This window comes from Streptomyces sp. ISL-99 (genome assembly GCF_018614005.1).
In the GTDB taxonomy this organism is placed as follows: domain Bacteria; phylum Actinomycetota; class Actinomycetes; order Streptomycetales; family Streptomycetaceae; genus Streptomyces; species Streptomyces flavidovirens.
The window spans coordinates 193,394-215,742 of sequence record NZ_JAGGPC010000002.1 but is presented as its reverse complement, the minus strand read 5'-3'; the positions used below and the strand labels follow the sequence as shown (position 1 = coordinate 215,742).

The 22,349-nt window shown below is 69.0% G+C and carries 19 protein-coding genes, 1 pseudogene and 1 riboswitch; of the genes and pseudogenes, 7 read left to right on the top strand and 13 right to left on the bottom strand.

Translation table 11 applies throughout. From position 1 onward, the window contains the following. Positions 1–809 precede the first annotated feature (809 nt). Both J7E91_RS01360 and J7E91_RS01355 read left to right on the top strand, forming a co-directional pair. Positions 810–2,759 carry a glycosyltransferase gene (locus J7E91_RS01360; protein ID WP_214898332.1) on the top strand — a complete coding sequence of 650 codons (1,950 nt, stop codon included), beginning with the start codon at positions 810–812 and terminating at the stop codon, positions 2,757–2,759. Beyond that, complete coding sequence (locus tag J7E91_RS01355) at positions 2,756–4,690, top strand: kelch motif-containing protein (RefSeq protein ID WP_214898330.1); 1,935 nt, start codon at positions 2,756–2,758, stop codon at positions 4,688–4,690. The genes J7E91_RS01360 and J7E91_RS01355 overlap by 4 nt, the downstream gene beginning before the upstream one ends. A gap of 68 nt (positions 4,691–4,758) precedes the next feature. Here J7E91_RS01355 and J7E91_RS01350 read toward each other — a convergent pair whose 3' ends face one another. Continuing rightward, positions 4,759–5,790, bottom strand: a complete 1,032-nt coding sequence (locus tag J7E91_RS01350; protein ID WP_214898361.1) for a glycoside hydrolase family 6 protein — start codon at positions 5,788–5,790, stop codon at positions 4,759–4,761. A 142-nt stretch (positions 5,791–5,932) separates the two neighbouring features. Next, a riboswitch (cobalamin riboswitch) is annotated at positions 5,933–6,100 on the top strand. Positions 6,101–6,133: 33 nt separating this feature from the next. Here J7E91_RS01350 and J7E91_RS01345 point away from each other — a divergent pair. Both J7E91_RS01345 and J7E91_RS01340 read left to right on the top strand, forming a co-directional pair. Next, a complete protein-coding gene (locus tag J7E91_RS01345; protein WP_028811616.1) occupies positions 6,134–6,352 on the top strand; it encodes a CbtB-domain containing protein in 219 nt (72 codons plus the stop codon). Positions 6,353–6,368: 16 nt separating this feature from the next. Further along, entirely contained in the window at positions 6,369–7,133 is a 765-nt protein-coding gene (locus tag J7E91_RS01340) for a CbtA family protein (protein ID WP_214898328.1), read from the top strand. Between the two features lie 10 nt (positions 7,134–7,143). Here J7E91_RS01340 and J7E91_RS01335 read toward each other — a convergent pair whose 3' ends face one another. The 5 genes from J7E91_RS01335 to J7E91_RS01315 form a co-directional block, all read right to left on the bottom strand. After that, complete coding sequence (locus J7E91_RS01335; RefSeq protein WP_214898326.1) at positions 7,144–7,869, bottom strand: class F sortase; 726 nt, start codon at positions 7,867–7,869, stop codon at positions 7,144–7,146. A 1-nt stretch (position 7,870) separates the two neighbouring features. Next, positions 7,871–8,437: a hypothetical protein gene (locus J7E91_RS01330; RefSeq protein WP_214898324.1), complete on the bottom strand. Its 567-nt coding sequence runs from the start codon at positions 8,435–8,437 to the stop codon at positions 7,871–7,873. Between the two features lie 115 nt (positions 8,438–8,552). Continuing rightward, complete coding sequence (locus tag J7E91_RS01325; RefSeq protein WP_214898322.1) at positions 8,553–9,332, bottom strand: HAD-IIA family hydrolase; 780 nt, start codon at positions 9,330–9,332, stop codon at positions 8,553–8,555. Positions 9,333–9,506: 174 nt separating this feature from the next. Beyond that, entirely contained in the window at positions 9,507–10,445 is a 939-nt protein-coding gene (locus J7E91_RS01320) for a hypothetical protein (protein WP_214898321.1), read from the bottom strand. 155 nt (positions 10,446–10,600) lie between these two features. Further along, the gene (locus J7E91_RS01315) at positions 10,601–11,782 is read right to left on the bottom strand and encodes an ROK family transcriptional regulator (RefSeq protein ID WP_214898320.1); all 1,182 of its coding nucleotides are present in this window, start codon (positions 11,780–11,782) and stop codon (positions 10,601–10,603) included. A 56-nt stretch (positions 11,783–11,838) separates the two neighbouring features. On the opposite strand from J7E91_RS01315, the gene J7E91_RS01310 reads away from it, so the two are divergent. Together J7E91_RS01310 and J7E91_RS01305 are read left to right on the top strand one after the other, a co-directional pair. Beyond that, positions 11,839–12,963, top strand: a complete 1,125-nt coding sequence (locus J7E91_RS01310; RefSeq protein WP_214898319.1) for a Gfo/Idh/MocA family oxidoreductase — start codon at positions 11,839–11,841, stop codon at positions 12,961–12,963. Beyond that, positions 12,960–13,520, top strand: a complete 561-nt coding sequence (locus J7E91_RS01305) for a heme-degrading domain-containing protein (protein WP_374224595.1) — start codon at positions 12,960–12,962, stop codon at positions 13,518–13,520. Before J7E91_RS01310 ends, J7E91_RS01305 begins: the two co-directional genes overlap by 4 nt. Before the next feature lie 122 nt (positions 13,521–13,642). Here the strand turns inward: J7E91_RS01305 and J7E91_RS01300 are convergent, their stop codons facing one another. The 5 genes and pseudogenes from J7E91_RS01300 to J7E91_RS01280 all read right to left on the bottom strand — a co-directional run bounded on the left by J7E91_RS01300 (position 13,643) and on the right by J7E91_RS01280 (position 17,596). Further along, complete coding sequence (locus J7E91_RS01300) at positions 13,643–14,506, bottom strand: fumarylacetoacetate hydrolase family protein (protein ID WP_214898318.1); 864 nt, start codon at positions 14,504–14,506, stop codon at positions 13,643–13,645. Between the two features lie 122 nt (positions 14,507–14,628). Then, positions 14,629–15,396, bottom strand: coding sequence for a YidC/Oxa1 family membrane protein insertase (locus J7E91_RS01295; protein WP_214898316.1), 768 nt, complete (start codon positions 15,394–15,396; stop codon positions 14,629–14,631). Positions 15,397–15,545: 149 nt separating this feature from the next. Beyond that, positions 15,546–15,848, bottom strand: a complete 303-nt coding sequence (locus J7E91_RS01290; RefSeq protein WP_214898314.1) for a DUF6412 domain-containing protein — start codon at positions 15,846–15,848, stop codon at positions 15,546–15,548. A 90-nt stretch (positions 15,849–15,938) separates the two neighbouring features. Next, a pseudogene (locus J7E91_RS01285) lies at positions 15,939–16,407 on the bottom strand (sodium:solute symporter family protein); the annotation flags it as partial. Positions 16,408–16,444: 37 nt separating this feature from the next. After that, the gene (locus tag J7E91_RS01280; RefSeq protein WP_308375897.1) at positions 16,445–17,596 is read right to left on the bottom strand and encodes an ISAs1 family transposase; all 1,152 of its coding nucleotides are present in this window, start codon (positions 17,594–17,596) and stop codon (positions 16,445–16,447) included. A 761-nt stretch (positions 17,597–18,357) separates the two neighbouring features. Between J7E91_RS01280 and J7E91_RS01275 the strand changes: the two genes are divergently transcribed. Continuing rightward, entirely contained in the window at positions 18,358–20,157 is a 1,800-nt protein-coding gene (locus tag J7E91_RS01275; protein WP_214898310.1) for a triacylglycerol lipase, read from the top strand. 509 nt (positions 20,158–20,666) lie between these two features. Here J7E91_RS01275 and J7E91_RS01270 read toward each other — a convergent pair. Together J7E91_RS01270 and J7E91_RS01265 are read right to left on the bottom strand one after the other, a co-directional pair. Further along, positions 20,667–21,239, bottom strand: coding sequence for a hypothetical protein (locus J7E91_RS01270; protein ID WP_308375896.1), 573 nt, complete (start codon positions 21,237–21,239; stop codon positions 20,667–20,669). Positions 21,240–21,421: 182 nt separating this feature from the next. Next, complete coding sequence (locus J7E91_RS01265; protein WP_251015026.1) at positions 21,422–22,180, bottom strand: class E sortase; 759 nt, start codon at positions 22,178–22,180, stop codon at positions 21,422–21,424. Positions 22,181–22,349: the final 169 nt, after the last annotated feature.

Here is a 22,349-nt window from a genome sequence, read left to right as displayed (position 1 = left end):
GGCGAGCACCAGCGCGCGGCGGGCCCCGTGGGCGGCCGGGTGGCCGCCGGCCGCGACCGACAGGCCGAGGGCGGCGGCCCGGCGCTCCTGGGCGCAGCCCGGGCAGCCACAGTCGGCCGCGGGCTCGTACTCCTCGAAAACCGGCATCGTCATGCGGTTCCACTCCCGTGGGTTTTTTGGCGCGTCTGCACGGGTGACAGTGTTTCAACTGTCCGGACATAACACATGTTGACTGTCCAAATGGTAACCAAACGGACAGTACGCGGTGTGGCCGGTCCGGAGCACCCGCGACGGTCGGGTAAAGTTCTCGGAGTCAGGCAGGCGCCGCTAGCTCAGTTGNNTTCGAGTCCCTGGCGGCGCACACGACGTCGAAGCCCCCTCACTGAGCGTGAGGGGGCTTCGACGATTTCCGGACAACTCACACCCCTGTCGCGCCCATGACGCAACCGCACCGAACCCATGTCGCAGGTGGTCCCCAAAGCCCGCGTATGACCGGTAAACACCTTGTTTCGCCCTTGCGATCAAGGCGGGTGTCATAGACCCTGTCCTGGAGCCATTGGCTCCCATGGGCCGGGCGGTTTCGGCAAGTTGGGGGCAGCCGACAGCCGGGGGGCTGACGGCGCACAGGGGGCGGGGGCCCCGTTCGTGAACAGATCCCGGGGCGGGCATCATGCAACCGGAAGGTTGTCGTCCCATGTCTGAAGGGATGACAGCAGGACACTTGTGCGTCCGGGATGGCCGAGGGGGCCGGCACCGGGCGAAGAGACCGACGAACACACGCAGCCAGCATGCGTGCGGGGGGATGACCAATGACGTCGACGCCGACCGGCGCCCGGCACAACAACGACCCTTCCCGGACGGCGCAGCTTCGGGTACCCCCGCAGCTGCGGACCGGCGGGTCGCGCATACGGGCGAAGAAGCCGCTGCCGAGGTACGACTACGAGCACTACAGCCGCCTCGCCGGGCCGCTGACCCAGCCCGACCCGGCCAAGCCGTACACCGTGCAGTACCGCTCGCTGCTCTCGCAGGAACCGCACCGCATCCGCGCCGCCCTGCTGCTGTGCGCCGCGCCGCTGCTGTCGCTGGGGCTGTTCGTCTGGCTGATGCAGCCGGAGCACTGGACCGAGCGCGACCCGAACCTCAAGAACGACACGCTGCTGATCCTCGACATCGTCATGCTGGTCTCGATCGGACTGATCGAGCTCTTCCGCACGATGAACGTCCTGTCGAACGCGCACGCGACCCTGGTCGCCCGCGACCCCGTCCCCGTCGTGCCCGAGACCGGCACCCGGGTCGCCTTCCTCACCTCCTTCGTGCCCGGCAAGGAGCCGCTGGAGATGGTGACGAAGACGCTGGAGGCGGCCGTCAGGATCCGCCACCGCGGCCTGATGCACGTATGGCTCCTCGACGAGGGCAACGACCCGGCGGTCAGGGAGGTCTGCGAGCGCCTCGGCGTGCACCACTTCTCCCGCAAGGGCGTCGCGAAGTGGAACCAGGCCAAGGGCCCGCACCGCGCCAAGACCAAGCACGGCAACTACAACGCCTGGCTCGACGCGCACGGCGACAACTACGACTTCTTCGCCTCCGTCGACACCGACCACGTGCCGCTGCCCAACTACCTGGAGCGGATGCTCGGCTACTTCCGCGACCCGGACATCGGCTTCGTCATCGGGCCGCAGGTGTACGGCAACTACGACACCTTCGTCACCAAGGCCGCCGAGTCGCAGCAGTTCCTGTTCCACGCCCTGATCCAGCGCGCGGGCAACCGCTACGGCGCTCCCATGTTCGTCGGCACCTCCAACGCCGTACGCATCAGGACGCTCAAGCAGATCGGCGGCCTGTACGACTCGATCACCGAGGACATGGCGACGGGCTTCGAGATCCACCGCGCCACGAACCCGGCCACCGGCAAGAAGTGGCGGTCGGTCTACACCCCGGACGTGCTGGCCGTCGGCGAGGGCCCGACCGCCTGGACCGACTTCTTCACGCAGCAGCTGCGCTGGTCTCGCGGCACGTACGAGACGATCCTCAAGCAGTACTGGAGAGGCTTCGGCTCGCTGCCGACGGGCAAGCTCTTCAACTACACGATGATGATCATCTTCTACCCGATGTCCGCCATGAACTGGATCCTCGCGGCGCTCAGCTGCGCGCTCTTCCTGGGCATGGGCGCCTCGGGCGTCCAGATCGACCCGGCCATCTGGATGATGCTGTACGGCAACGCCTCGGCGCTCCAGATCGGCCTCTACATCTGGAACCGCCGCCACAACGTTTCGCCGCACGAGCCGGAGGGCTCCGGCGGCCTGGCCGGCATGGTGATGTCCGCGCTCTCGGCCCCGATCTACGCGCGCTCACTCATGGACGCCGTACTGCGCCGCAAGTCCGGCTTCGTGGTGACGCCCAAGGGCGACTCCTCCAGCCCGGACACCCTCTTCGGCACCTTCCGTATCCACCTGTTCTTCATCCTGGTCTTCGGCGGGTCCCTCGTCTCCTCCTTCTTCTTCGGCCACAACCACCCCGCGATGATCACCTGGGCCACGCTCGCCCTGCTGATCACGGCGGCGCCGATCTTCGCCTGGCGCTGGTCCATGCGCCAGGCGAAGAAGAACAAGAAGAAGCCGGACCGGCACGGGCCGCCGCCGCCGAGCCAGTCGGAGTCGCCGGCCGGTCCCCCGCCGGAGGCCCACGCACCTCAGCCGAAGCCCACCTGGGCCGCTTCCGACCAGACCATGCAGATCGCCCTTGGGGGACGTAAGAAATGAACTACCGTCCGAGCCGCCGCACCCGCCGCCTGGCGATAACGGGTGCGGTGGTGCTCGCTCTGGCGGGGATGAACGGGCCCGCGCTCTACCGCTTCGGTTCGGAGCAGTACCACGACTACAAGATCAACCGGCCCGAGTACAAGGCGGAGAACGGCCACTGGGACTTCCTCGACGTCCCGTCCGAGTTCCGCATCAACACGATCCACGCCGCGCTGCTGCACACCGGCAAGGTGCTGCTGATCGCGGGCTCGGGCAACAACCAGAAGAACTTCGACGCCAAGAAGTTCGAGTCGGTGCTGTGGGACCCGAAGACCAACACGTACAAGAAGATCCCGACGCCCAAGGACATGTTCTGCGCCGGGCACACCCAGCTGCCCGACGGGAAGCTGCTCGTGGCGGGCGGCACCAAGCGGTACGAGAAGCTCGAAGGTGACGTCACCAAGGCCGGCGGCCTGATGATCGTCCACAACGAGGACCCGGACGCCCCCAAGACGCTGCCCGCGGGCACGATCTTCACGGGCAAGAAGAACGGCAAGACGTACGTCTCCAAGGACCCGGTCCTGGTGGAGAAGGCCAAGAAGATCTTCGACAAGCAGACCGGCCGGTTCCTGCGCACCGAGGCGGGGCTCGGCCGGATCTACGTCGAGGCCAAGGTGTCCGGCAAGAAGTACGAGTCCGGCACCGAGGACAACTACCGGGTCCACGGCCTGTCGGGCGCCGACGCCAGGAACGTGTACGGCATCGCCCAGAAGCTCGCCCTCGACAAGAAGGACTTCCAGGGCATCAAGGACGCCTACGAGTTCGACCCGGTGGCGGAGAAGTACATCACCGTCGACCCGATGAACGAGGCCCGCTGGTACCCGACGCTGACCACGCTGGAGGACGGCAAGGTCCTGTCGCTGTCCGGCCTGGACGAGATCGGCCAGATCGTCCCCGGCAAGGACGAGATCTACGACCCCGTCACGAAGAAGTGGGAGTACACCGGGGTCATCCGGAAGTTCCCGACGTACCCCGCCATCTTCCTGATGAACAACGGCAAGCTCTTCTACTCCGGCTCCAACGCCGGGTACGGGCCCGCTGACGAGGGCCGTGAGCCGGGCATCTGGGACCTGAAGACCAACAAGTTCAAGAAGATCCCCGGCCTCAGCGACCCGGACATGATGGAGACCTCCGCGACCGTGCGGCTGCCTCCCGCCCAGGACGAGAAGTACATGGTCATCGGCGGCGGCGGGGTCGGCGAGTCCGAGAAGTCCAGCGAGAAGTCGCGCCTCGTCGACCTCAAGGAGCCGAACCCGCGCTTCAGGGACGGCGACTCGCTCGACGAGGGCACCCGCTACCCGAGCGCGTCCCTGATGCCCGACGACACCGTCCTGATCACCGGTGGCTCCAGCGACTACCGCGGGCGCGGCGGCTCCGACATCCTCCAGGCGCGGCTGTACGACGCCAAGACCGGCACGTACCGCCGGGTGGCCGACCCGGCGGTGGGCCGCAACTACCACTCGGGCTCGCTGTTGCTCCCCGACGGACGCGTCATGATCTTCGGATCCGACTCGCTGTACTCCGACAAGGCCAACACCCGGCCCGGCGTCTTCGAGCAGCGCATCGAGATCTACACGCCGCCGTACCTCTTCCGGGACGCGCGGCCGGAGCTCACCGGCGGCCCGAAGACGATCAAGCGCGGCGGTACGGCGACCTTCAAGTCGGCGCACGCCGCGGCCGTCAAGGACGCCAAACTGATGCGGCCCAGCGCCGTCACCCATGTCACCGACGTCGACCAGCGCACGGTCGCGCTGGAGATGAAGAAGACGAAGGACGGCATCTCGGTCACCGTGCCGAAGAACCGGGCGCTGGTCCCGTCCGGCTACTACATGCTGTTCGTGACGGACGATCAGGGCACGCCGTCCGAGGGGGTCTGGATCGAGGTGCCGTAAACCCCTGGACATGAGGGGAGGGCCGCCCCCGTCGGGCGGCCCTCCCGTCGTGTCCTGCGGCGCGACCGCTACTTCGCGTTGCGGGCCAGTTCGAGCGCGTACTCCTCGTACCACTCGCCCGCCTTCGGGCCGCCCTTGCAGTCACCGTCCGACTCACCGGGACGCTTGATCCACAGGAACGCGTCGACCAGGTCGTCGCCGGTCTTGGTGGTCGGCTTCTCACCGAGCGCGCGGCCCGGCGGGTTGCACCAGTTCTCCGCGGGGTCGCCCCCGGTGTACGGGCCGTTGCCGTTGCGGCTGGTGTCGATCACGAAGGGCTTGTTGCCGACCTTCGCCGAGAGCTTCTTGCCGAAGTCCTTGCTGACCTCGGTGGTCTGGAAGTTGGAGACGTTCACCGAGAAGCCGTCCGCCTTCGCGATCCCCGCCCGCTGGAGCGGCTCGAACAGCGAATCGGGCGACTTCCAGCCCGCGTTGCCGGCGTCCAGGTACACCTTGGCCTTCGGCTGCTGCTTGAGCCGCTCGATGGCTCCCTTGAGGAGGTCGTACCGCTCCTCGTGGAACTCCTCGGGCGTGCACCCGTCGACCAGGTGCAGCAACGCGTCCGGCTCCAGGATCACGGTCGCCGGGCGGTTGCCGATGCCCTTGGCGATCTCGTCGACCCACGCACGGTAGGCGTTGCCGTCGGCCGCGCCGCCCTTCGAGAACTGCCCGCAGTCACGGTGCGGGATGTTGTAGAGGACGAGCAGCGCGTCACGGTCGGCCTTCTCGGCCGCCTCCGTGTACCCCTTGGCCTGCGCCTCCGCGTTCTCCGGAAGAATCCACTCGGCGGCCGGCTGCTCGGCGATCTTCCTGATCAGCGCGGCCTTCTCGTCGTCGCCTTCCTTGGCGTACGCCGCGGCCTGCTTGGCGGCGCTTCCCTCCGGATTGACCCAGTACGGGTCGCTGCCCTTCGGCTGCTGCTTCAGCGGCGGCTGGTTCGTCGCCTCGCCCCCGCCACCGCCGGACGAGGTGCAGCCCGTCAGCAGCAGCGCGGCTCCCACAGCCCCCACCGCGGCCACCCGGACACCCTTGCGCCTACGGCCGCTGTAACTGCCGTACATCCACTCCCCCTTGGCTGCACTCACGATGCACTGAAAAACTCACATACGAGGACCCCCCCGGCCCCTCTCCCCGGACACATCCGGTCGAAACCATCCTGACACACCGGCCCGGAGCGAGGGGCGCACCCGCGATGGCCTGTTGACAGTGCTCAGCCAGGCTGGGACTCTCCGGAAGACAACTCCACACACATCGAGGCGACGGTGGACAGGAACCCGGTGCGAAGCCGGGACGGTCCCGCCACTGTGACCGTACGAGAGCCCAAGGCCCCCGTACGGAAGTCAGGAACTGACCCGTCGTCCTCCTGCATTGGGGCGTGGAAACCTCAGAAGGAGGCACACCGGTATGTCACTGCACACTGCGCAGCACACCGACACCGCGGCGGTCGAGTCCGCCACGACCACCACCCGCGACTGGCTGATCATGGCCGCCGCGGCGATCATCGCCGTGATCGCGCTCTACGCGGTCTTCATGGACAACGGCACAGTCGTCTCCGCGACGGGCGACTACCTGCACGAGTTCTCGCACGACGGCCGGCACCTCTTCGGTGCCCCCTGCCACTGATCGGGGCCGTCGCACCATGTCAACACCTGTACTGCCCCTGCTCGGACGCGGGCTCGCGGCGGGCGGGGTGGCCGGCCTTGCCGCCGGTCTCTTCTCCCTGCTCCTCGCCGAACCCCTGATGGACCGCGCGATCCGGCTCGAAGAGGCACGCTCCGCCGCCGAAGAACACGCGCACGGGGCCGCCGCCACGGCCGTCCAGCACCACGAGGAACTGTTCTCCCGGTCCACCCAGCACTTCGGGCTGGTCGTCACGGCGGTCGTGGCGGGGCTGGCGCTGGGCGTGCTCTTCGCCCTCGCGTACGCCCTGGTGCACCGCCGTACGGGCCTCGGTGAACGGCCGTGGCCCCGCGCCCTGGCCTTCGGCGCGGCCGCCTTCGTGGCGGTCTCGCTGCTGCCGGGACTGCGCTACCCGGCCAACCCTCCGGGTGTCGGCGACTCCGGCACCGTCGCCAACCGCCAGTCACTGTGGCTGGCCGCCGTCGTGATCGGCGTCCTCGGCATGGTGCTGGCCTGGCAGGTGTACGTACGCCTCGCGGACAGGTCGGTTCCGGTGCGCCACGTCGCGGTGGCCGTCACGGGGATCGCGACGCTCGCGGTGCTCTTCGCACTGCCGGGCAACCCGGACGAGGTCCCGGTGGCGGCGACGCTGCTGTGGGACTTCCGCATGCTGTCGCTGGCTTCGCACGCGGTGCTGTGGGCGGTGTTCGCGGGGGTCTTCGGGGCGCTGGGGCTACGGGCCGCGGGGCGCACGGCTCCGGCTGCGGCGCCGGTGGCGGCGTAACGGCGTCCGGTCAGCCCTTGCCCGTACCCGAACCCGTATCCGTACCCGCACCAGTCAGGTAGGCCGAGACCACGACGTTCGCCGTGTACGTGCGGGCCTTCTTGTCGTACGTGCCCCCGCAGGTGATCAGGCGCAGTTCCGCCCGGTCGCTCTCGCGGGGGCCGTACACCTTCTGCGGGTCGAAGCGTTCACGCGTGAAGACCTGGATGTCGTCGATGGTGAATTCCAGGCTCTCGCCGCCGGCCCCCGTCACCCGGATCTTCTCGCCGGGGCGCGCGGCGCTCAGCCCGTAGAAGACGGCCGGTCTGCTCTCGGTGTCGACATGGCCGACGAACAGGGCGACTCCCGGAGCACCCGGCTTGGCCCCTTCCCCGTACCAGCCGACCTTCGAGGACTGGTTGTACGGCGGCGGATCGACGGCGCCCCACCGGTCGAGCCCACGGCGCACGACGGGCGCCGTGATGCCTATGGAGCGCACGTCGAGGTGCTGCGGTGTCGCGCCGTCGACCGGTGGGTGCGCGGGAGGCAGCGGCACTCCCAGCGGACGGCCGACAGCGGCCACGTCTCCGGTGGTCGGCGCCGAGCTGCCGCCGGGGCCTTCGGTCACCTCGCGGCCCCACAGCCACAGCCCGAGCAGCAGCACCGCCCATGCGACACCGGTCAGCAGCCGTCCACCGCCGCTGCCCTCGCCGCTGCCGCTGCCACCGCCGTCGGCGGGACGGTCCTCGGCGGACATGTCAGTCCGAGTCCGTACGACGGCGGCGTACGCTCCGGTACGCCACGGCCACGGCCGCCACGCCCGCCAGTACCAGGCCGATCACGGTGTGCGGCGTCCCGGGCCCGCCCTCGTCGGCCGCGGCGACTTCGGCCGTACCGCCGCCGCCCGCGTGCACGGGTGCGACGGGCGTTGCGTGGTGGGTCGGGTGGTGGGTCGGGTGGTGCGTGGGCTCGTGGTGGTGGGCGACCGTGACGGTGCCGCTCGCCCGGCCGCCGTCCTCGCACTTCACCCGGATCTCGTAGTCCCCGGCCTCGGCGTCCGAGCGGATGCGGGCCTCGGCGAAGAGGTCGCCGCGGTCCGCCGCGGGGCTGAAGTGGGCGGGCGACGAGAAGGCGTCGGACGTACCCGTGGCGTGTCTGCCCCGGCACACGTCGACCCGCAGATCCACCTCCCCGCCCGGAGCGATGGTGGACGGGGTGACGACGACCCGGCCCCCGGCCTCGTTGCCGGCGTGGGCGGCGGCTGCGGGCGTCAGGACCGCCGCGGCCGCCACACCGGCACAGAGAGCAAGTTGCAGTGAGCGCATAGTGAACCTCCTGGTACTACGAAGATTCACCGGTACGGCCGGTTTCCGCATCTCCAGAGGCCCGCCACTGCGCCGTACGGACCTCTGGAGCGGTCAGGAAGCGATCAGCGAGCGATCAGACGCGGTCGACCAGGTCCGCGATCGAATCGACGATCGTCGAGGGCCGGAACGGGTAGCGGTCGACGTCCGCGGGCCCCGTCAGACCGGTCAGGACCAGGAACGTCTCCATGCCCGCCTCAAGGCCCGCCAGCACATCCGTGTCCATCCGGTCGCCGATCATCGCACTGGTCTCGGAGTGCGCGCCGATCGCGTTGAGCCCGGTCCGCATCATCAGCGGGTTGGGCTTGCCGGCGAAGTACGGGTCCTTGCCGGTCGCCTTCGTGATGAGCGCGGCAACGGCGCCGGTGGCGGGCAGCGGCCCCTCCCGGCTCGGGCCGGTCTCGTCGGGGTTGGTGCAGATGAAACGCGCGCCGGCGTTGATGAGGCGGATGGCCTTGGTGAGTGCCTCGAAGCTGTAGGTACGCGTTTCGCCCAGAACCACGTAGTCAGGCTCGTGGTCGGTCAGGACGTAACCGATGTCGTGCAGCGCGGTGGTCAGTCCCGCCTCGCCGATGACGTACGCCGTGCCGCCGGGCCGCTGGTCGTCGAGGAACCGCGCGGTGGCGAGCGCCGAGGTCCAGATGTTCTCGACCGGAACGTCCAGGCCCATGCGGAAGAGGCGGGCGTGGAGGTCGCGGGCGGTGTAGATCGAGTTGTTCGTCAGCACCAGGAAGGGCCTGCCCGACTCGCGGAGCCGCTTGATGAAGGCATCGGCTCCGGGGATGGGCGTTCCCTCGTGGATGAGGACGCCGTCCATATCGGTGAGCCATGATTCGATCGGCTTGCGCTCTGCCATGTGCCGGACTCCTGCCGTACGCAAAAAAAAGCTGGGGGCGCCCGGACCACACCGTCCGGGCGCCCCCAGCCTAATCAGGCTGCCGTGATCTTGACCCCGGCGATCAGCCAATACCAGTTGTTGCTGGCGGTGCGGTGGAAGCCGGCGCCGGTGGCCCGGCGCCCCGGGGCGCGTTCACTCGCGACGCTGCGGCGCGCGGAGGCGCCGGGACCCGGCGACGAGCGCTCCGCCCCCGAGGAGCAGCGCGCCGGCGATGGCGCCGAGGGCGAGCAGCGGACCGGGGTCGCGGCCCGTCATGGCGAGGGCGTGGGGGTGCTCGCGGATGCGCGGCGTACCGTCGTCGAGGGTGATGTCGGGCGCGGGCTCGCGCTCAGGGGCCGGAGACCGGTCGGGGTCGGGGTCACGGTCGGTTTCGGCGTCAGGGTCGGTGTCGGGGTCGGTGTCGGTGTCAGGGTCGGTGTCAGGGTCGGTGTCGGTGTCGGCGTCGGCGTCGGTGTCGGTGTCGGCGTCGGTGTCGGTGTCGGCGTCGGTGTCGGCGCCGGTGTCGGTGTCATGGCCTGCGTCTCGGTCGCCGTCTCGGCCCGTGACGGTGAAGCGGTAGTCGTTCGACTCGCCGACCCACTCGCCGTCGTCGGGCTGCCGCTGCACGACGGCGGCGTTGGCGACGGCGCGAGCGGGGGCGGCGTCGGAGTCGAAGGCGAGCCGCACCTTGACGGTGACGGTGCGGTCGGCGGCGACGGTGAAGCCGGGGAAGCCGCCGTCGAAAACGCCGATGTGCTCGTCCTCGTCAGTGGTGTGGAAGGGTACGTCGATCCACCGCCCGGCACTGTCCTGGAACTCCAACTCCATCTGCCGCGAGTCCAGTTCACGCTCGCGGTCCATGAGGACGATGACCGGGTGGATGTTGCGGCAGCTCTCGCCGGTGGTGTTGGTCAGCTCCAGGGACCATTCGCCGGCCGCCCCGCCCGCGCGGTAGGTGTCAGGGCCACCGCGCAGGCGGGTGGTGAGGGGGAAGTCGGACGAGGCCGGGTCGCCGCAGGAGGGACGCTTGTCCAGGGCGACGCGGAAGGGCGCGGCGAAATTCGCGGCGTCCTCATCGGCATGGGCAGCCACGGCCCCGGAAGAAGCCAGGGCAACTGCCGCAACTCCGAGGGCGAGGGCAATGCGCAGTCGCATGAGAAGCCTTTGCAGGTCGGGGTCACCCGGTCATCGTCCGTGACCCTGCCACCCCCGCACGACGGCCCCTCGGACGCCACGCCCCGATACGTTCATATGACCACGGCGAATCCCCCCATCGGCCCACTGCCGGCCACTTCCGCCCCGCTCCCTCCACTCGGGAACGCGACGTTCGCATGCCCGAAAACCGGCGCGAGGACGAGCTGCGCCGCCCCGTCGGCAACGGCGCGCCCGTCGCCACCCGCCGCGGCCACCGGCACCGCGGGCCCGCCGCCCTCGCGCTGGGCGAGCTCGGCCAGTACCGCCCCCACACCCCGTACGAACACGTCCTCTTGCGCGGCGACGACCCGGCCGCCGAGCAGCACCCGGTCGATGTCCAGCAGCCCGACGAGGTTGGCGGCCCCGGTCCCGAGGAGCCGCGCGGCCTCCGCGATGTCGCCGCGGGTGACGGCGGCGAGGCAGAGCGCCTCGATGCAGCCGCGACCACCGCAGGAACAGGGCGGCCCGTCCATCTGGAGGGTCTGGTGCCCGAACTCCCCCGCTCCGGTGCGTGCCCCGCGATAGAGCGCCCCGCCGAGCACGAGTCCGGCACCGAGCCCGGTACCGAGGTGGAGGTACGCGAAGGACCCGCCGGCTGGGCGGGCACGCAGTGCGAGCCCGAGCGCGGCGGCGTTCGTGTCCTTGTCCAGCACCACGGGCAGCCCGAGCCGCTCGCTCAGCACGTCCCGCAGCGCGAACCCGTCCCACTGCGGGAACCCCGTCACGCGATGCAGCACCCCCCGCCCGTGATCGAGCGGCCCGGGCGCGGCGACCCCCACGCCGAGCAGCCTCTGCCGCCCCGAGGGCCCGGGCGGGGGAAAGCCGAGCGCGGCGATCTCGCGGGACGCCGCCTCCAGCACCACCTCCGCACCCGCGCCCAGGTCCAGCGGCGCCCGCCGCGTCTCGACCGTCGTGCCCGCCAGGTCCACCAGAACCGCCGTCAGCTCGTCGCGGTCCAGGTGCAGCCCGACCGCGTACCCGGCGTCCGGGACCAGCCGCAGCACTGTCCGGGGCTTGCCGCCCGTCGACGGGCGGTGGCCGGCCTCCGCCGCCAGGCCCTCCCCCCGCAGCCGCGCGGTGATCTTGCTGACGGCCTGCGGCGTGAGGCCGGTGCGCTCGGCGAGCTCCAGGCGGCTGATGCCGGCCTCGCCCGCCGTACGCAGCAGGTCGAGGACGAGGGCGGCGTTGTGGTTGCGCAGTGCCGGCAGGTTCGCGCCTGTATTGCTCCTGTTCACGGACCCATTGTCCACCGCGCTTGCGCTTTGGCAACAGCGTTGTTTAAGTGGGAGGCATGACCACGACTGGCACCGGCACCACCAACGGCACCGAAACCCGCGCCCCCCACGACCCCTTGCGCGTCGGGCTCGTGGGCTACGGCCTCGCGGGCTCCGTCTTCCACGCCCCCCTCATCGCCGCGACCGAGGGTCTCACCCTCGATACGGTCGTCACCTCGAACCCCGAGCGGCAGGAGCAGGCCCGCGCCGAGTTCCCCGGCGTCCGGCTCGCGGCCTCCCCCGACGAGCTGTGGGCGCGCGCGGACGAGCTCGACCTGATCGTGATCGCGTCCCCCAACAAGACGCACGTCCCGATCGCCACCGCGGCCCTCAAGGCGGGCCTGCCGGTGGTCGTGGACAAGCCGGTCGCCGGCACCCCCGCCGAGGCGCGCGAGCTCGCCGCGCTCGCGGAAGACCGCGGCCTGCTCCTCTCCGTCTTCCAGAACCGCCGCTGGGACAACGACTTCCTCACTCTCCAGCAGCTGATCGCCTCCGGTGAGCTCGGCGACGTACAGCGCTTCGAGTCACGTTTCGAGCGGTGGCGCCCGCAGATCAAGGGCGGCTGGCGGGAGTCGGGCGACCCGGCGGAGATCGGCGGGCTGCTGTACGACCTGGGCAGCCACGTCGTCGACCAGGCGCTGGTGCTCTTCGGCCCGGCGGTGCGGGTGTACGCCGAGTCCGATGCACGCCGCCCGGGCGCGGAGGCGGACGACGACACGTTCATCGCGATCACGCATGCGAACGGCGTCCGCTCGCACCTGTACGTGAGCGCCACCACCGCGCAGCTCGGCCCGCGCTTTCGCGTGCTCGGCTCGCGCGCGGGCTACGTGAAGTACGGCCTCGATCCGCAGGAGGGCGCGCTGCGCGAGGGCAAGCGGCCCGCGGCGGACGGGAACTGGGGCGAGGAGCCGGAGGCGGCGTGGGGCCGCATCGGCGCGGGCGAGTCCCCGGCGACGGGCGGCGGCAGCCCGGTCCCGACGCTGCCGGGCGACTACCCGGCGTACTACGCGGCCGTCGCCGCCGCCGTGCGGGCGGGCACCGCTCCGCCGGTCACCGCCGCGCAGGCGGCCGCGGCACTCGACGTACTGGAGGCGGCGCGCCGCTCGGCCCGCGAGGGCGTAACGGTGGAGGTCCGGTCATGACGTCGACGAGCCCCGGCCGCCCGAATCCCGGCCTGCCGAGCGCCGGACTGCCCACCGGACTGCCCACCGGACTGCCCACCGAACTGCCTACCGCGCTGCCCACCGAACTGCTCACCGAACTGATCGCCCAGGAACGCCGCCTGGTCCTCCCCCGTTTCACCCACGAGGACGCGTGGGCGCTCGGCAGCCTCCTCGTCGAGCTCGCACGCGAGCGTGACGCCCCGGTGGCGATCGACATCCGGCGCGGCGCGCAGCAGCTCTTCCACTGCGCGCTGCCGGGGTCGAGCGCGGACAACGACGCGTGGATCGACCGCAAGCGCCGGGTCGTGGAGCGGTACGGCGAGAGTTCGTACCTGGTCGGCACGCGTTTCCGCGCCAAGGGCATGACGTTCGAGGAGTCGTCGCGCCTGGACCCGGACGTGTACGCGGCGCACGGTGGCGCGTTCCCGATCGCGGTGGAGGGCGCGGGCGTAATCGGCTCGGTAACGGTCTCCGGCCTCCCCCAGGCAGAGGACCACGCGCTGGTGGTGGAGGCGCTGGAGCAGTTCCGGTCCTGAGGGGGGGCGGGCGCCGGACGGGCTGGATGGTTGCCGCAACCAAATCCAGCCCCTCCTGCGTTTGAGGAGCGGGGTCTGGGGCGGAGCCCCAGCAACCCCCGGCCCCCGGCACCGGCAAACGCCTACGCGTCCTTCAGCTCCTGCCGCTGCCGCCCCAGCCCCTCCACCTCAAGCTCCACCACATCCCCCGACCGCAGGTACGGCTTCGGCTCCGCCTGCCCCATGGCCACACCGGCCGGCGTCCCCGTGTTGATCACGTCACCCGGATACAGCGTCATGAACTGGCTGACGTACCGCACCACTTCACCCACCGGGAAGATCTGCTCAGCGGTGGTGCCGTCCTGCTTCAGCTCACCGTTCACCCACAGCTTCAGACCCAGCGCCTGCGGATCCGGCACCTCGTCCGCCGTCACCAGCCACGGACCCAGCGGGTTGAACGTCTCGCAGTTCTTGCCCTTGTCCCACGTGCCGCCGCGCTCGATCTGGAACTCGCGCTCGGAGACGTCGTGCGCGACCGCGTACCCCGCGACATGCGCGAGCCCGTCCTCGGCCGAGTCCAGGTAGCGGGCGGTACGGCCGATGACCACGGCCAGCTCGACCTCCCAGTCGGTCTTCGTGCTGCCGCGCGGTACGAGAACCGTGTCGTCGGGACCGACGACCGTGTCCGGAGCCTTGAAGAAGATGATCGGCTCGGCAGGTATCGCCGCCCCCGTTTCGGCCGCGTGATCGTGATAATTCAGCCCAATACACACGATCTTTCCGATACGCCCGAGCGGCGGTCCGACCCGCAGCGTCCCGGCCTCGTCGTCGATCACCGGCAGTTCACCGCCCGCCGCAGCCGCACGAATCCGGCCCAGCGCCGCCTCGTCGGCGAGCAGGTCGCCGTCGATGTCGGTGACGAGACCGGACAGATCCCGCAGCGTCCCGTCCTGGTCGAGCAGTGCCGGACGTTCGGCACCCACCGTTCCCACACGCAGCAGCTTCAAGGTCAGTCTCCTCTGGTCGAGAGTCGCGTTCGGCCCCGGCCGATGGGTGCGGCCATCGGAGGATTGGCCGATCCTCCAAGGTCAAGGTCCAGTCCGCAAGACCCCGTTCACGGACTGGACCTTTACCCGGCGGTAGCCACGGCGCCCCCGCCGGCCGGTATGTCCCGGTACAGCCACGCCCGCTCCACCGCGCTCCACGTCGTGCTGGTGACGACGTACAGCGCGGCGGCCAACGGCACCACCGCCACCGTGATGAGCGTGGCGAAGGACATCAGCGGCATCACCTTCGTCATCGCCCCCATCGCCCCGGCGCCCGGCAGCTGCACCCCGTCCGGGCCCGCGACCGGCATACCGGGGGACGCCGCCATCTGCTGCTTCGTACGCCGGTAAGTGAACGTGGCCACCGCCGCGACGACCGCGAACAGCGCGACGTACAGCAGCCCCTGCGCCCCGACAATCCCACCGTCCGCCAGTGCGTCGGTCCAGCGGTCGCCGAGCGGGCTGGCGAAGAGGGTGTGGGTGAGGAGTTCGTTCGGTTCGCCCCCGATCTGCTGGTTCGAGAAGAGGTGGTACATCAGGAAGAACGCCGGCAGCTGGAACAGGCTGGGCAGGCAGCCCGACAGCGGCGAGACCTTCTCCTTGGCGTGCAGTTCCAAGATCGCCTTCTGCAGGCGCTCCGGGTTCTTGCGGTGCTTCTTGCGCAGCTCGGCGATCTGCGGCGCGAGCTTGGTGCGAGCCTTCTGACCGCGGGCCGTCGCCCGCGACAGGGGATGGATGGCGAGTCGTACGCACGCCGTGAACAGGACGATCGCGGCGGCTGCGGCAGAGGCGTGGAAGAACGGTTCGAGCAGGTCCGCGAGGCGTGCGACCAGGCTGGCGAAGACGGACATGGTGAGCCCTCCGAGGGTCTCGTCGTGCCGGAAGAGAGACAAATCGGCATGACGACCCACGCGAGGTACGTACGCGAGGCAGGTAAGTGCACGTACGCGAGCAGCGGCTCAACGCACTTCAGGAAGCGGCGCGCCCTACGCGGTGGTCGTCACAGGACGACGACACCCGGCGCCCGGGGCCTGGTCCGCCCCCGCGCATCGGGATCACGCTGCGGCAGAAACGCGGTGCGTTTCTCCCGGTCCCGTATCGCCGTACGCACCCGCGTGCGGGGCACGGCGGGAACGGAACGCGCCGCGAGGAGCGCGCAGGCGGTGAGGGCGGAGCCGGCCGCCGCGGTGGCGGCGAGCGCGACGGCGGCGGAGAAGCTGCCGTTCTCGACAAGGAGGACTTCGGTCACCAGGAAGAGGACAAGACCGACCGTGCGCAACAACCGCGCCGAACAACTGATCATGTTCCCCTCCTCTCAGTGACTCACCGGCACATCGACCGGTTCTCCGATGATGCTAACGCCCGGCACTGACAACGCCCCCTGCCGGTTCCCTCACCCCCGCCGGTCCGAGGCAACGGCAAGGGCAAGAACCTGCGCATCGGGCCGCGAGTCAGAATCCCGCGGCCCGTAATGACTGACGCACAACGCGACCACCAGGTTCCCCGCGAGCGCCACTATTCCCGCGTTCATCCCCCAGGCCGGGTCGTGCCCCGTGAAGACCAGCCCGCACACCGCCCCGACCCCCCACCACAAGCCCGCTCACCGCCCCCGCGAGCGTCAGCCGCCGCCACACCAGTCCCAGCAGCAGCATCGGTACGAGCTGCGCCATGCCCTCGTACGAGATGAGCGAGAGCCGTACGAGCGTGTTCGGCGCGGTGTACGTCATCACCAACGCCAGCGCCCCCGCCACCACGACCACCACCTGCGAGGCCCGCTTCTGCCGCTCGTTCGCGCTCCACCCGGGCACGAGCGACAGGACGCTGCGCCCCCACATCGTCCCGATCACCAGCATGAACACGGCAGGGCTTCGGCGTGAAGCCGGTATGACCGTTTCGTGATCATGGAATGTCCAGGATGCGGAGTGGTCGGGTGGCGTCGCGGGCGTTTCTTCTGAGGGCGGCAGCGATGCTGTGGCGGCCGGTCAGGCGGAGGGCGCCGATGGCGAGGTTGCGCCAGGTGGCCATCGCGCGGGGCGCGTTGCCGGTGCGGAGTTGGGAAGCGTCCTCGGCGAAAGTCGTGTCCCTCACGTGGTGCAGTGCCTCTACCGACCAGTGGCCGCGGATCCAGGAGGCGAGCTTGGCCGGTGTTGCTTGCCCGGCGCTCAGGCTGGTGACCGCGTACACCGTTTTGAGGCTGACCTTGCCGGTCTTCCGGTTCACTCTGCGGCGCTTGAGTTCGATGGCCTGGGTGGCGCCGGGGTAGAGCAGGCCGACGACAGTGCAGACCTTGATCCGACGGATCTCACCTCGGCCGTGTGCGCTCTCGGTGGTGCGGTTCTGGAGTGGGATCTCCTTCCAGGGAAGCGACTTCATCTGCTTGCGGAGCTTCTTCTGGTTGCCTTTGACGATCACGATGTAGTGGGCGCCTCGTTCGGTCAGGTACTCGGCGTGCTCGCGTTGCGTGTGCATCGCGTCGCTGGTCACCACTGTGCCCGTCAGGTCGATGTCGTCCAGCAGCGGCTGGAAGCACGTGATCTCGTTCGTCTTCTCGCGGACGTCGACCTGGCCCAGTACGGCGGCGGTGGCGTGGTCGACGGCAGAGAGCAGGTGGATCTTCCGGCCGTGGGCGCGAGCGGCACCCCGCAGGGACTTGCCGTCGACCGCGACCGCCCGCAGCGACCGTCCGCCGGCCTGCGGACGTCTGGCGGACAGCCAGCTCCCGACGACCCGGTCGAGGACGTCACCGTCGACCTGGGCGAGTACCCGGCGGATGGTGGTCTCGCAGGGTGCGCGGTGGCGACCGGTGAAGGGGTCGCGGCGGGCGCCGAGCCGGGCCAGGACCGGCTGCGAGGCGTCAGCCGCCCACTCGCTGATCGCCAGGACAGAGGTCGCGCCCGTCAGGACGGCGGCAGCACAGATGGCCAGTACGCCGGCCAAGTGGTGCAGCCGACCCCGCGGATCGCGCGGGTCCGTCACCGTCGCGAGGCGGGCCAGTAGGCCAGGATGCTCCTCTGCCAGCAGCGGGGTCGAGGCGGCAAGTTGGTCAAGCACAGGAGGTATGGGCGATGATTCAACAACGGCAGGCACGGACTTCCAGCAAGATCATGGGACTTCGACACTCACATGATCGCTGGCGTCCGTGCCTGCCGCACGTCGCCACCACCTCGATCGCCCAAGGGCAGTTGGGGCGAATACTCCTCAAGCGTCTTCACGCCGACGCCCTGCCGGTTGGGCCGACATGCGAAACTCGGCACCGCGGCGCATGGTAGTAGTACGCGCCTTGTTGGTGCTTGTACCCGTGGCGGGCAGCACGTCACTCGCCGGCTGACGGGAAGAAGGGCTTCGGGCGTCAGCTGACTTTGCGCCCTCTCAGGCCAGACGACCCTCCCGGGGCAGTTCGCTCAAATAAGCCCCTGGTTTGCGAGAGGCTCCCTGAGCCAAAGACCAGACAGACCAGCAACGCAATACCACCTGAACCTTACGACGCTGACACCATTCCCCTCGTCGACAAGGGTCGGATCATGTCCCGTTACCTCACGCCTGGTGCAAGGTGTATCGCATTCGCCTTGTTCGTCGGCGTCCTGGCCATCGCCATTTCCCTTGGCCCATCTACAGGACTCACTAGCAGCACCCACGCCAAACCGATGGCGCCGCCTGACCCCAATTGTGGGGCCAAGAAAGTGGGAGGGAAAACGTCGGCCCAGGGTGTGACTCCCGTGTTGTTCGTGCACGGGTTTAACTCTGCTGCTGAAATGTGGACAGGGGGTACCGTTAATTCTGCCGACCGAGAGATACGGCATAAAGTGCCGAAGGTGAGAGGCGCGGACAAGACGCTCGTCAATATGATCTCCGATATTGGCTCCACCGCAGCCCTCACCTTCAGTTACGGCGCATCCAGCACCAATTGGGTGACGCACAGGCCAAACGGTCAGAAGAGCACGGCTGAGAGACTCGCTGATACGATTTCGTGCCTCAAAGACATAACCAAGCGGAAAGTGGTTGTGGTGGCTCATTCCATGGGCGGACTTGCCACGCAGTGGGCTGCTGGCTCCAAGGATGAAGGCGGCGGAGGAGTAGGCGCTAACATCGCCGCCGTCGTCACTCTTGGTACCCCCTACGAGGGTTCGTGGGTGGCCGAGTGCGCAGCCAAACCCAGGAAGGAACGCCAGACTGAATGCTTCATAGCGGATGCCATCGTCGCCGTCTGTGACGGCAGGAGGCCCCCTCGCGGTGCCTCGAACCTCGACCCCCGGAGGAAATGGGGACTGGTTCCAAATTCACCTATGTGCGCAGCAGTGCCGAATCGGGAAGTTGTGGACAGTTCGGCGGGTCGGGCACTCGGAAATAGGAATTCAGAAATCGCCAACCTGCCCCCATGGCCTACGGGCGTTAATTCACCACGCGTTTACCGACTCGCCGGCAAGATGACTAATGGGCTACCCGCAAGGGTATTCGGACTTGATTTCGGCGACCAGGCAGTAAGTGCGCAATCGGCCACGGCGAGGAAGCCGAATAGCCCAATTGCTGTCTGCAGCAAACCTGGCGCACGCGGTGGCGGGCAGACCTGCCTCCACACAAGCCTTCACATGAACTCTCAGCTGGCGAGCATCGCGGTAAAGGTCGTGAAGGAGTCCGCCCCTTCAAAGAAGCCGCCGCCCCCCGGAGCAGTCGACTGGAAGAATCGCACCTACGGCCTTACCTGCGATGACATCGCCGACAGGCCGGTGAAGGTCGCCGTCCGCAATGGCACTGGGACGGCGAGGGGTAGCGGCATCGGCCGTGCGTATAACCGCTGGGAGGTGCGGGTTGAGCAGACGGTCCAGGGGATGCTTCCACGTCTCGGCAACGTGACAGCCGTGCTGTTCTCCTGCAGTCCTCAGCCGAGCAACTTCTTTACTCAAGAGTTGCGTGTCTATCGCTCCAGTGACGGAAGAGAGCTAGCACGGATTCCAAATCTGAGTGGTGGAGAATGGCTGCCTCCCGAATATCAGCCAGGATCCGTAGCGATCAGAAAAGACCGCATTGCCGCGGATCTCAGATTTTACGGGCCGGGAGATACCCATGGCTCCCCATCAAGACCCCGCCATGTCACCTGGACCTGGGACGGCAAACGGTTCGTGACACACGGCGCTGCCGAAGAGCCGGAGGCTTCCGTACGGGTTGACTTGAGCCGCGAACGTATCACCGTAAATGGATTGGGCCCCTTGAAGGTGGGCATGAGCCGCACCCAAGCAGAGAAGGCGGTTGGGGCATCGATCCCACTGGCGGGCAACCCTGCCTGTGCGCATCTGGCCATATCCGGAGGGCCAGATGGACTACTGCTGCGATTCGTGGATGACAGCCTCGTCGCCATCTCCGTATCGAAGCCAGCGACCTCGGTCTCGACAGCCTCTGGGATCCACATCGGCAGCACACGAGACGACGTGATGCGCACCTACGCCGGAGAGATCTCCAGCACCTTCGTCGACGACGGACTTGAGGAACTCGTGTTCGCGCCCACCGCGCCGCAATTCTCGGGCAAGGTCATCGTATTCAGCATGAGAGACGGCAAGGTGGAGCAGTTCGTCGCTGGGCAGCGGGACTGGGCGAACCTTGCCCCCTGCCCTCACTAACGCCCCGGGCATGGCTAACCGTAGTTCGTCTGCAGACACCGTGGTCCTGATGACCGCACGTCGAAGACGGCCTGCGGCTCCTCCACCGCCAACGGCAACGCTGATTGTCGTCGAGCGATAAGCCAGCCCAGCCCGCGCGAGCACGAGCAAGAAGACGACGCAGGCGCGACCGTCATGCGGTGCGGCGCTACCGCGCCCCCAAGCTTGCAGGATCGGTACGTAACGGCCCATCGGTTCGGCAGCCGCGTTCACCCAATGGCCAGGCGGGCAGAGCGCCCGGAACAGCATGGAGGCCCTGACCGCCGGGCGCGGGTCCAGGGCCTCCATCCACACGAACAACCTCGCCATCGGCGCCCTCCGCCTGACCGGCCGCCACAGCATCGCTGCCGCTCTCAGAAGAAACGCCCGCGACGCCACCCGACCACTCCGCATCCTGGACATTCCATGATCACGAAACGGTCATACCGGCTTCACGCCGAAGCCCTGATGAACACGGCCATCGGCACGACCTAATCGACCACGAAAACGACTGCCCCCACATCAGCGAACTTCCATATGGCGTCACCGTCGTCGGCGCGCACTCGGATCCCGCCCGTCTGAACACCGGGCGCGGGCTGCGGCGACGAGCCGTCGACGGCGTTGGAGAATGCGATGGAAATGCCGGAGTTCGTGGAGAAGTAGACGACGTTCTCGATCTTCACCCCGTCGGACCCCGTACCTTCGGGCCGCCGGAAAGAGACCAGGTGAGACCCCTTCGCCGGGCTCACCGATCCGGGCCAGACGCTGAAAGAGCGACGGGCACTGTTACTGGCATCAACCAGCCAGACCCTTTTCTGCCCGAGCGAATAAACAATGCGCGTACCCTCGCCCGAATTGACCGGCACCTCAGCCCGAGGCGGCTTGCGCGGCGGAGTGGACCGGCGCGTTTCCGGCGACGGCGCCGGGGTGGGCCGCGACGCGAAGGGCGCCGCGCCCGGCGGCTTCGAGCGACCGGCCTGCACGGCCAGCACGGTGACGACCGCGAGGGCCACCACGGTCAGTGCGGCAACCCAGGCCCACGAGGGCAGCCGACGGACATGCACGCGCGCGATTCTCCTCAACTCCCGTGCCGAAAAGAGGCAATGCGATCATTGCCCGGCACGAGCCCGGCCCTACCCAGAACGTCCGATCATCGTACTCCCACCGGGTACGTTCCCCCAGGCCGCAGCGGCCGCCACAGTCCACAACGGAGCCACAGTCCCCAGCACGGCCACCGGGGGAGGAACTACCGGGGCCGCATCGCCGCCAGCTTCCCCCACACCACCAGCCGGTACTTGGACGTGAACTCGGGCGTACACGTCGTCAACGTCAGGTAATACCCGGGATCCCCGTACCCGGCTCCCGTACGGACGTTGCTCCTGGGCACCTTCGCGATCACCCCGACGTCGCGCGCGGAGGTCTGCGCGAGCCCCTTGTCGACGACATACGTAAAGACGGCTTCCCTCGTCTCGACCTCCACCTCGTCTCCGGCCCGCAGCCGGTTGATGTAGCGGAACGGCTCGCCGTGCGTGTTGCGATGCCCCGCGAGCGCGAAGTTGCCGGCCCCGCCGGGCTGCGCCGTCTGCGGGTAGTGCCCGACGTACCCCTTGTCGAGTACGCCGCCCTTGCTGACGCCCTGCGCGACGGGCGCGGTCACGCCGAGGCGGGGGATGCGGAGGATGGCGTACGCCTGATCCCAGCGGGGGCCCGACGGCTTACGGTCGCCGCCGCGCGGCCGGGCCGTACCGGCACCACCTCCACCCGCCGCACCGGAATCAGGCGCCTCACCCACCACCCCGTCACCGGACGGCCCACCACCAGGCACGTCCGCGGCCGGCGCCGAGGGCGCGGGGCCACCCTCCCCCTGCTCCCACTCCCTCTCCAGCGCCTGCACTTTCCGCTCGGCGCCGTCCCGGGCCTGCCGGTTGGTCCACCACAGCTGATGTACGACGAGGAGCAGCACGACGACCCCGAACGTCACCGCGGCCTCAGCACTCACCCACAACCCGCGCGCGGCCACCGCACGCCTCCGGGAGGCGCCCTGCACCACCACCGGGACCCGCCTCTGCCCGCGTCTCTGCCCGCGCCTTCGCTCCCGCTCCCGCACGGCGGGCACGATAGGCGGTACCCCGACAACTCTCCAGAGTCGCGCCCATCGCGTCCGCCTCCCACCG

Bases quoted from the DNA above. Each gene is read 5' to 3' on its own strand.
- J7E91_RS01310 (WP_214898319.1), top strand. From the start codon at position 11,839: ATGACCACGACTGGCACCGGCACCACCAACGGCACCGAAACCCGCGCC.
- J7E91_RS01360 (WP_214898332.1), top strand. From the start codon at position 810: ATGACGTCGACGCCGACCGGCGCCCGGCACAACAACGACCCTTCCCGG.
- J7E91_RS01330 (WP_214898324.1), bottom strand. From the start codon at position 8,437: ATGCGCTCACTGCAACTTGCTCTCTGTGCCGGTGTGGCGGCCGCGGCG.
- J7E91_RS01325 (WP_214898322.1), bottom strand. From the start codon at position 9,332: ATGGCAGAGCGCAAGCCGATCGAATCATGGCTCACCGATATGGACGGC.
- J7E91_RS01355 (WP_214898330.1), top strand. From the start codon at position 2,756: ATGAACTACCGTCCGAGCCGCCGCACCCGCCGCCTGGCGATAACGGGT.
- J7E91_RS01295 (WP_214898316.1), bottom strand. From the start codon at position 15,396: ATGTCCGTCTTCGCCAGCCTGGTCGCACGCCTCGCGGACCTGCTCGAA.
- J7E91_RS01350 (WP_214898361.1), bottom strand. From the start codon at position 5,790: ATGTACGGCAGTTACAGCGGCCGTAGGCGCAAGGGTGTCCGGGTGGCC.
- J7E91_RS01290 (WP_214898314.1), bottom strand. From the start codon at position 15,848: ATGATCAGTTGTTCGGCGCGGTTGTTGCGCACGGTCGGTCTTGTCCTC.
- J7E91_RS01305 (WP_374224595.1), top strand. From the start codon at position 12,960: ATGACGTCGACGAGCCCCGGCCGCCCGAATCCCGGCCTGCCGAGCGCC.
- J7E91_RS01335 (WP_214898326.1), bottom strand. From the start codon at position 7,869: ATGTCCGCCGAGGACCGTCCCGCCGACGGCGGTGGCAGCGGCAGCGGC.
- J7E91_RS01340 (WP_214898328.1), top strand. From the start codon at position 6,369: ATGTCAACACCTGTACTGCCCCTGCTCGGACGCGGGCTCGCGGCGGGC.
- J7E91_RS01345 (WP_028811616.1), top strand. From the start codon at position 6,134: ATGTCACTGCACACTGCGCAGCACACCGACACCGCGGCGGTCGAGTCC.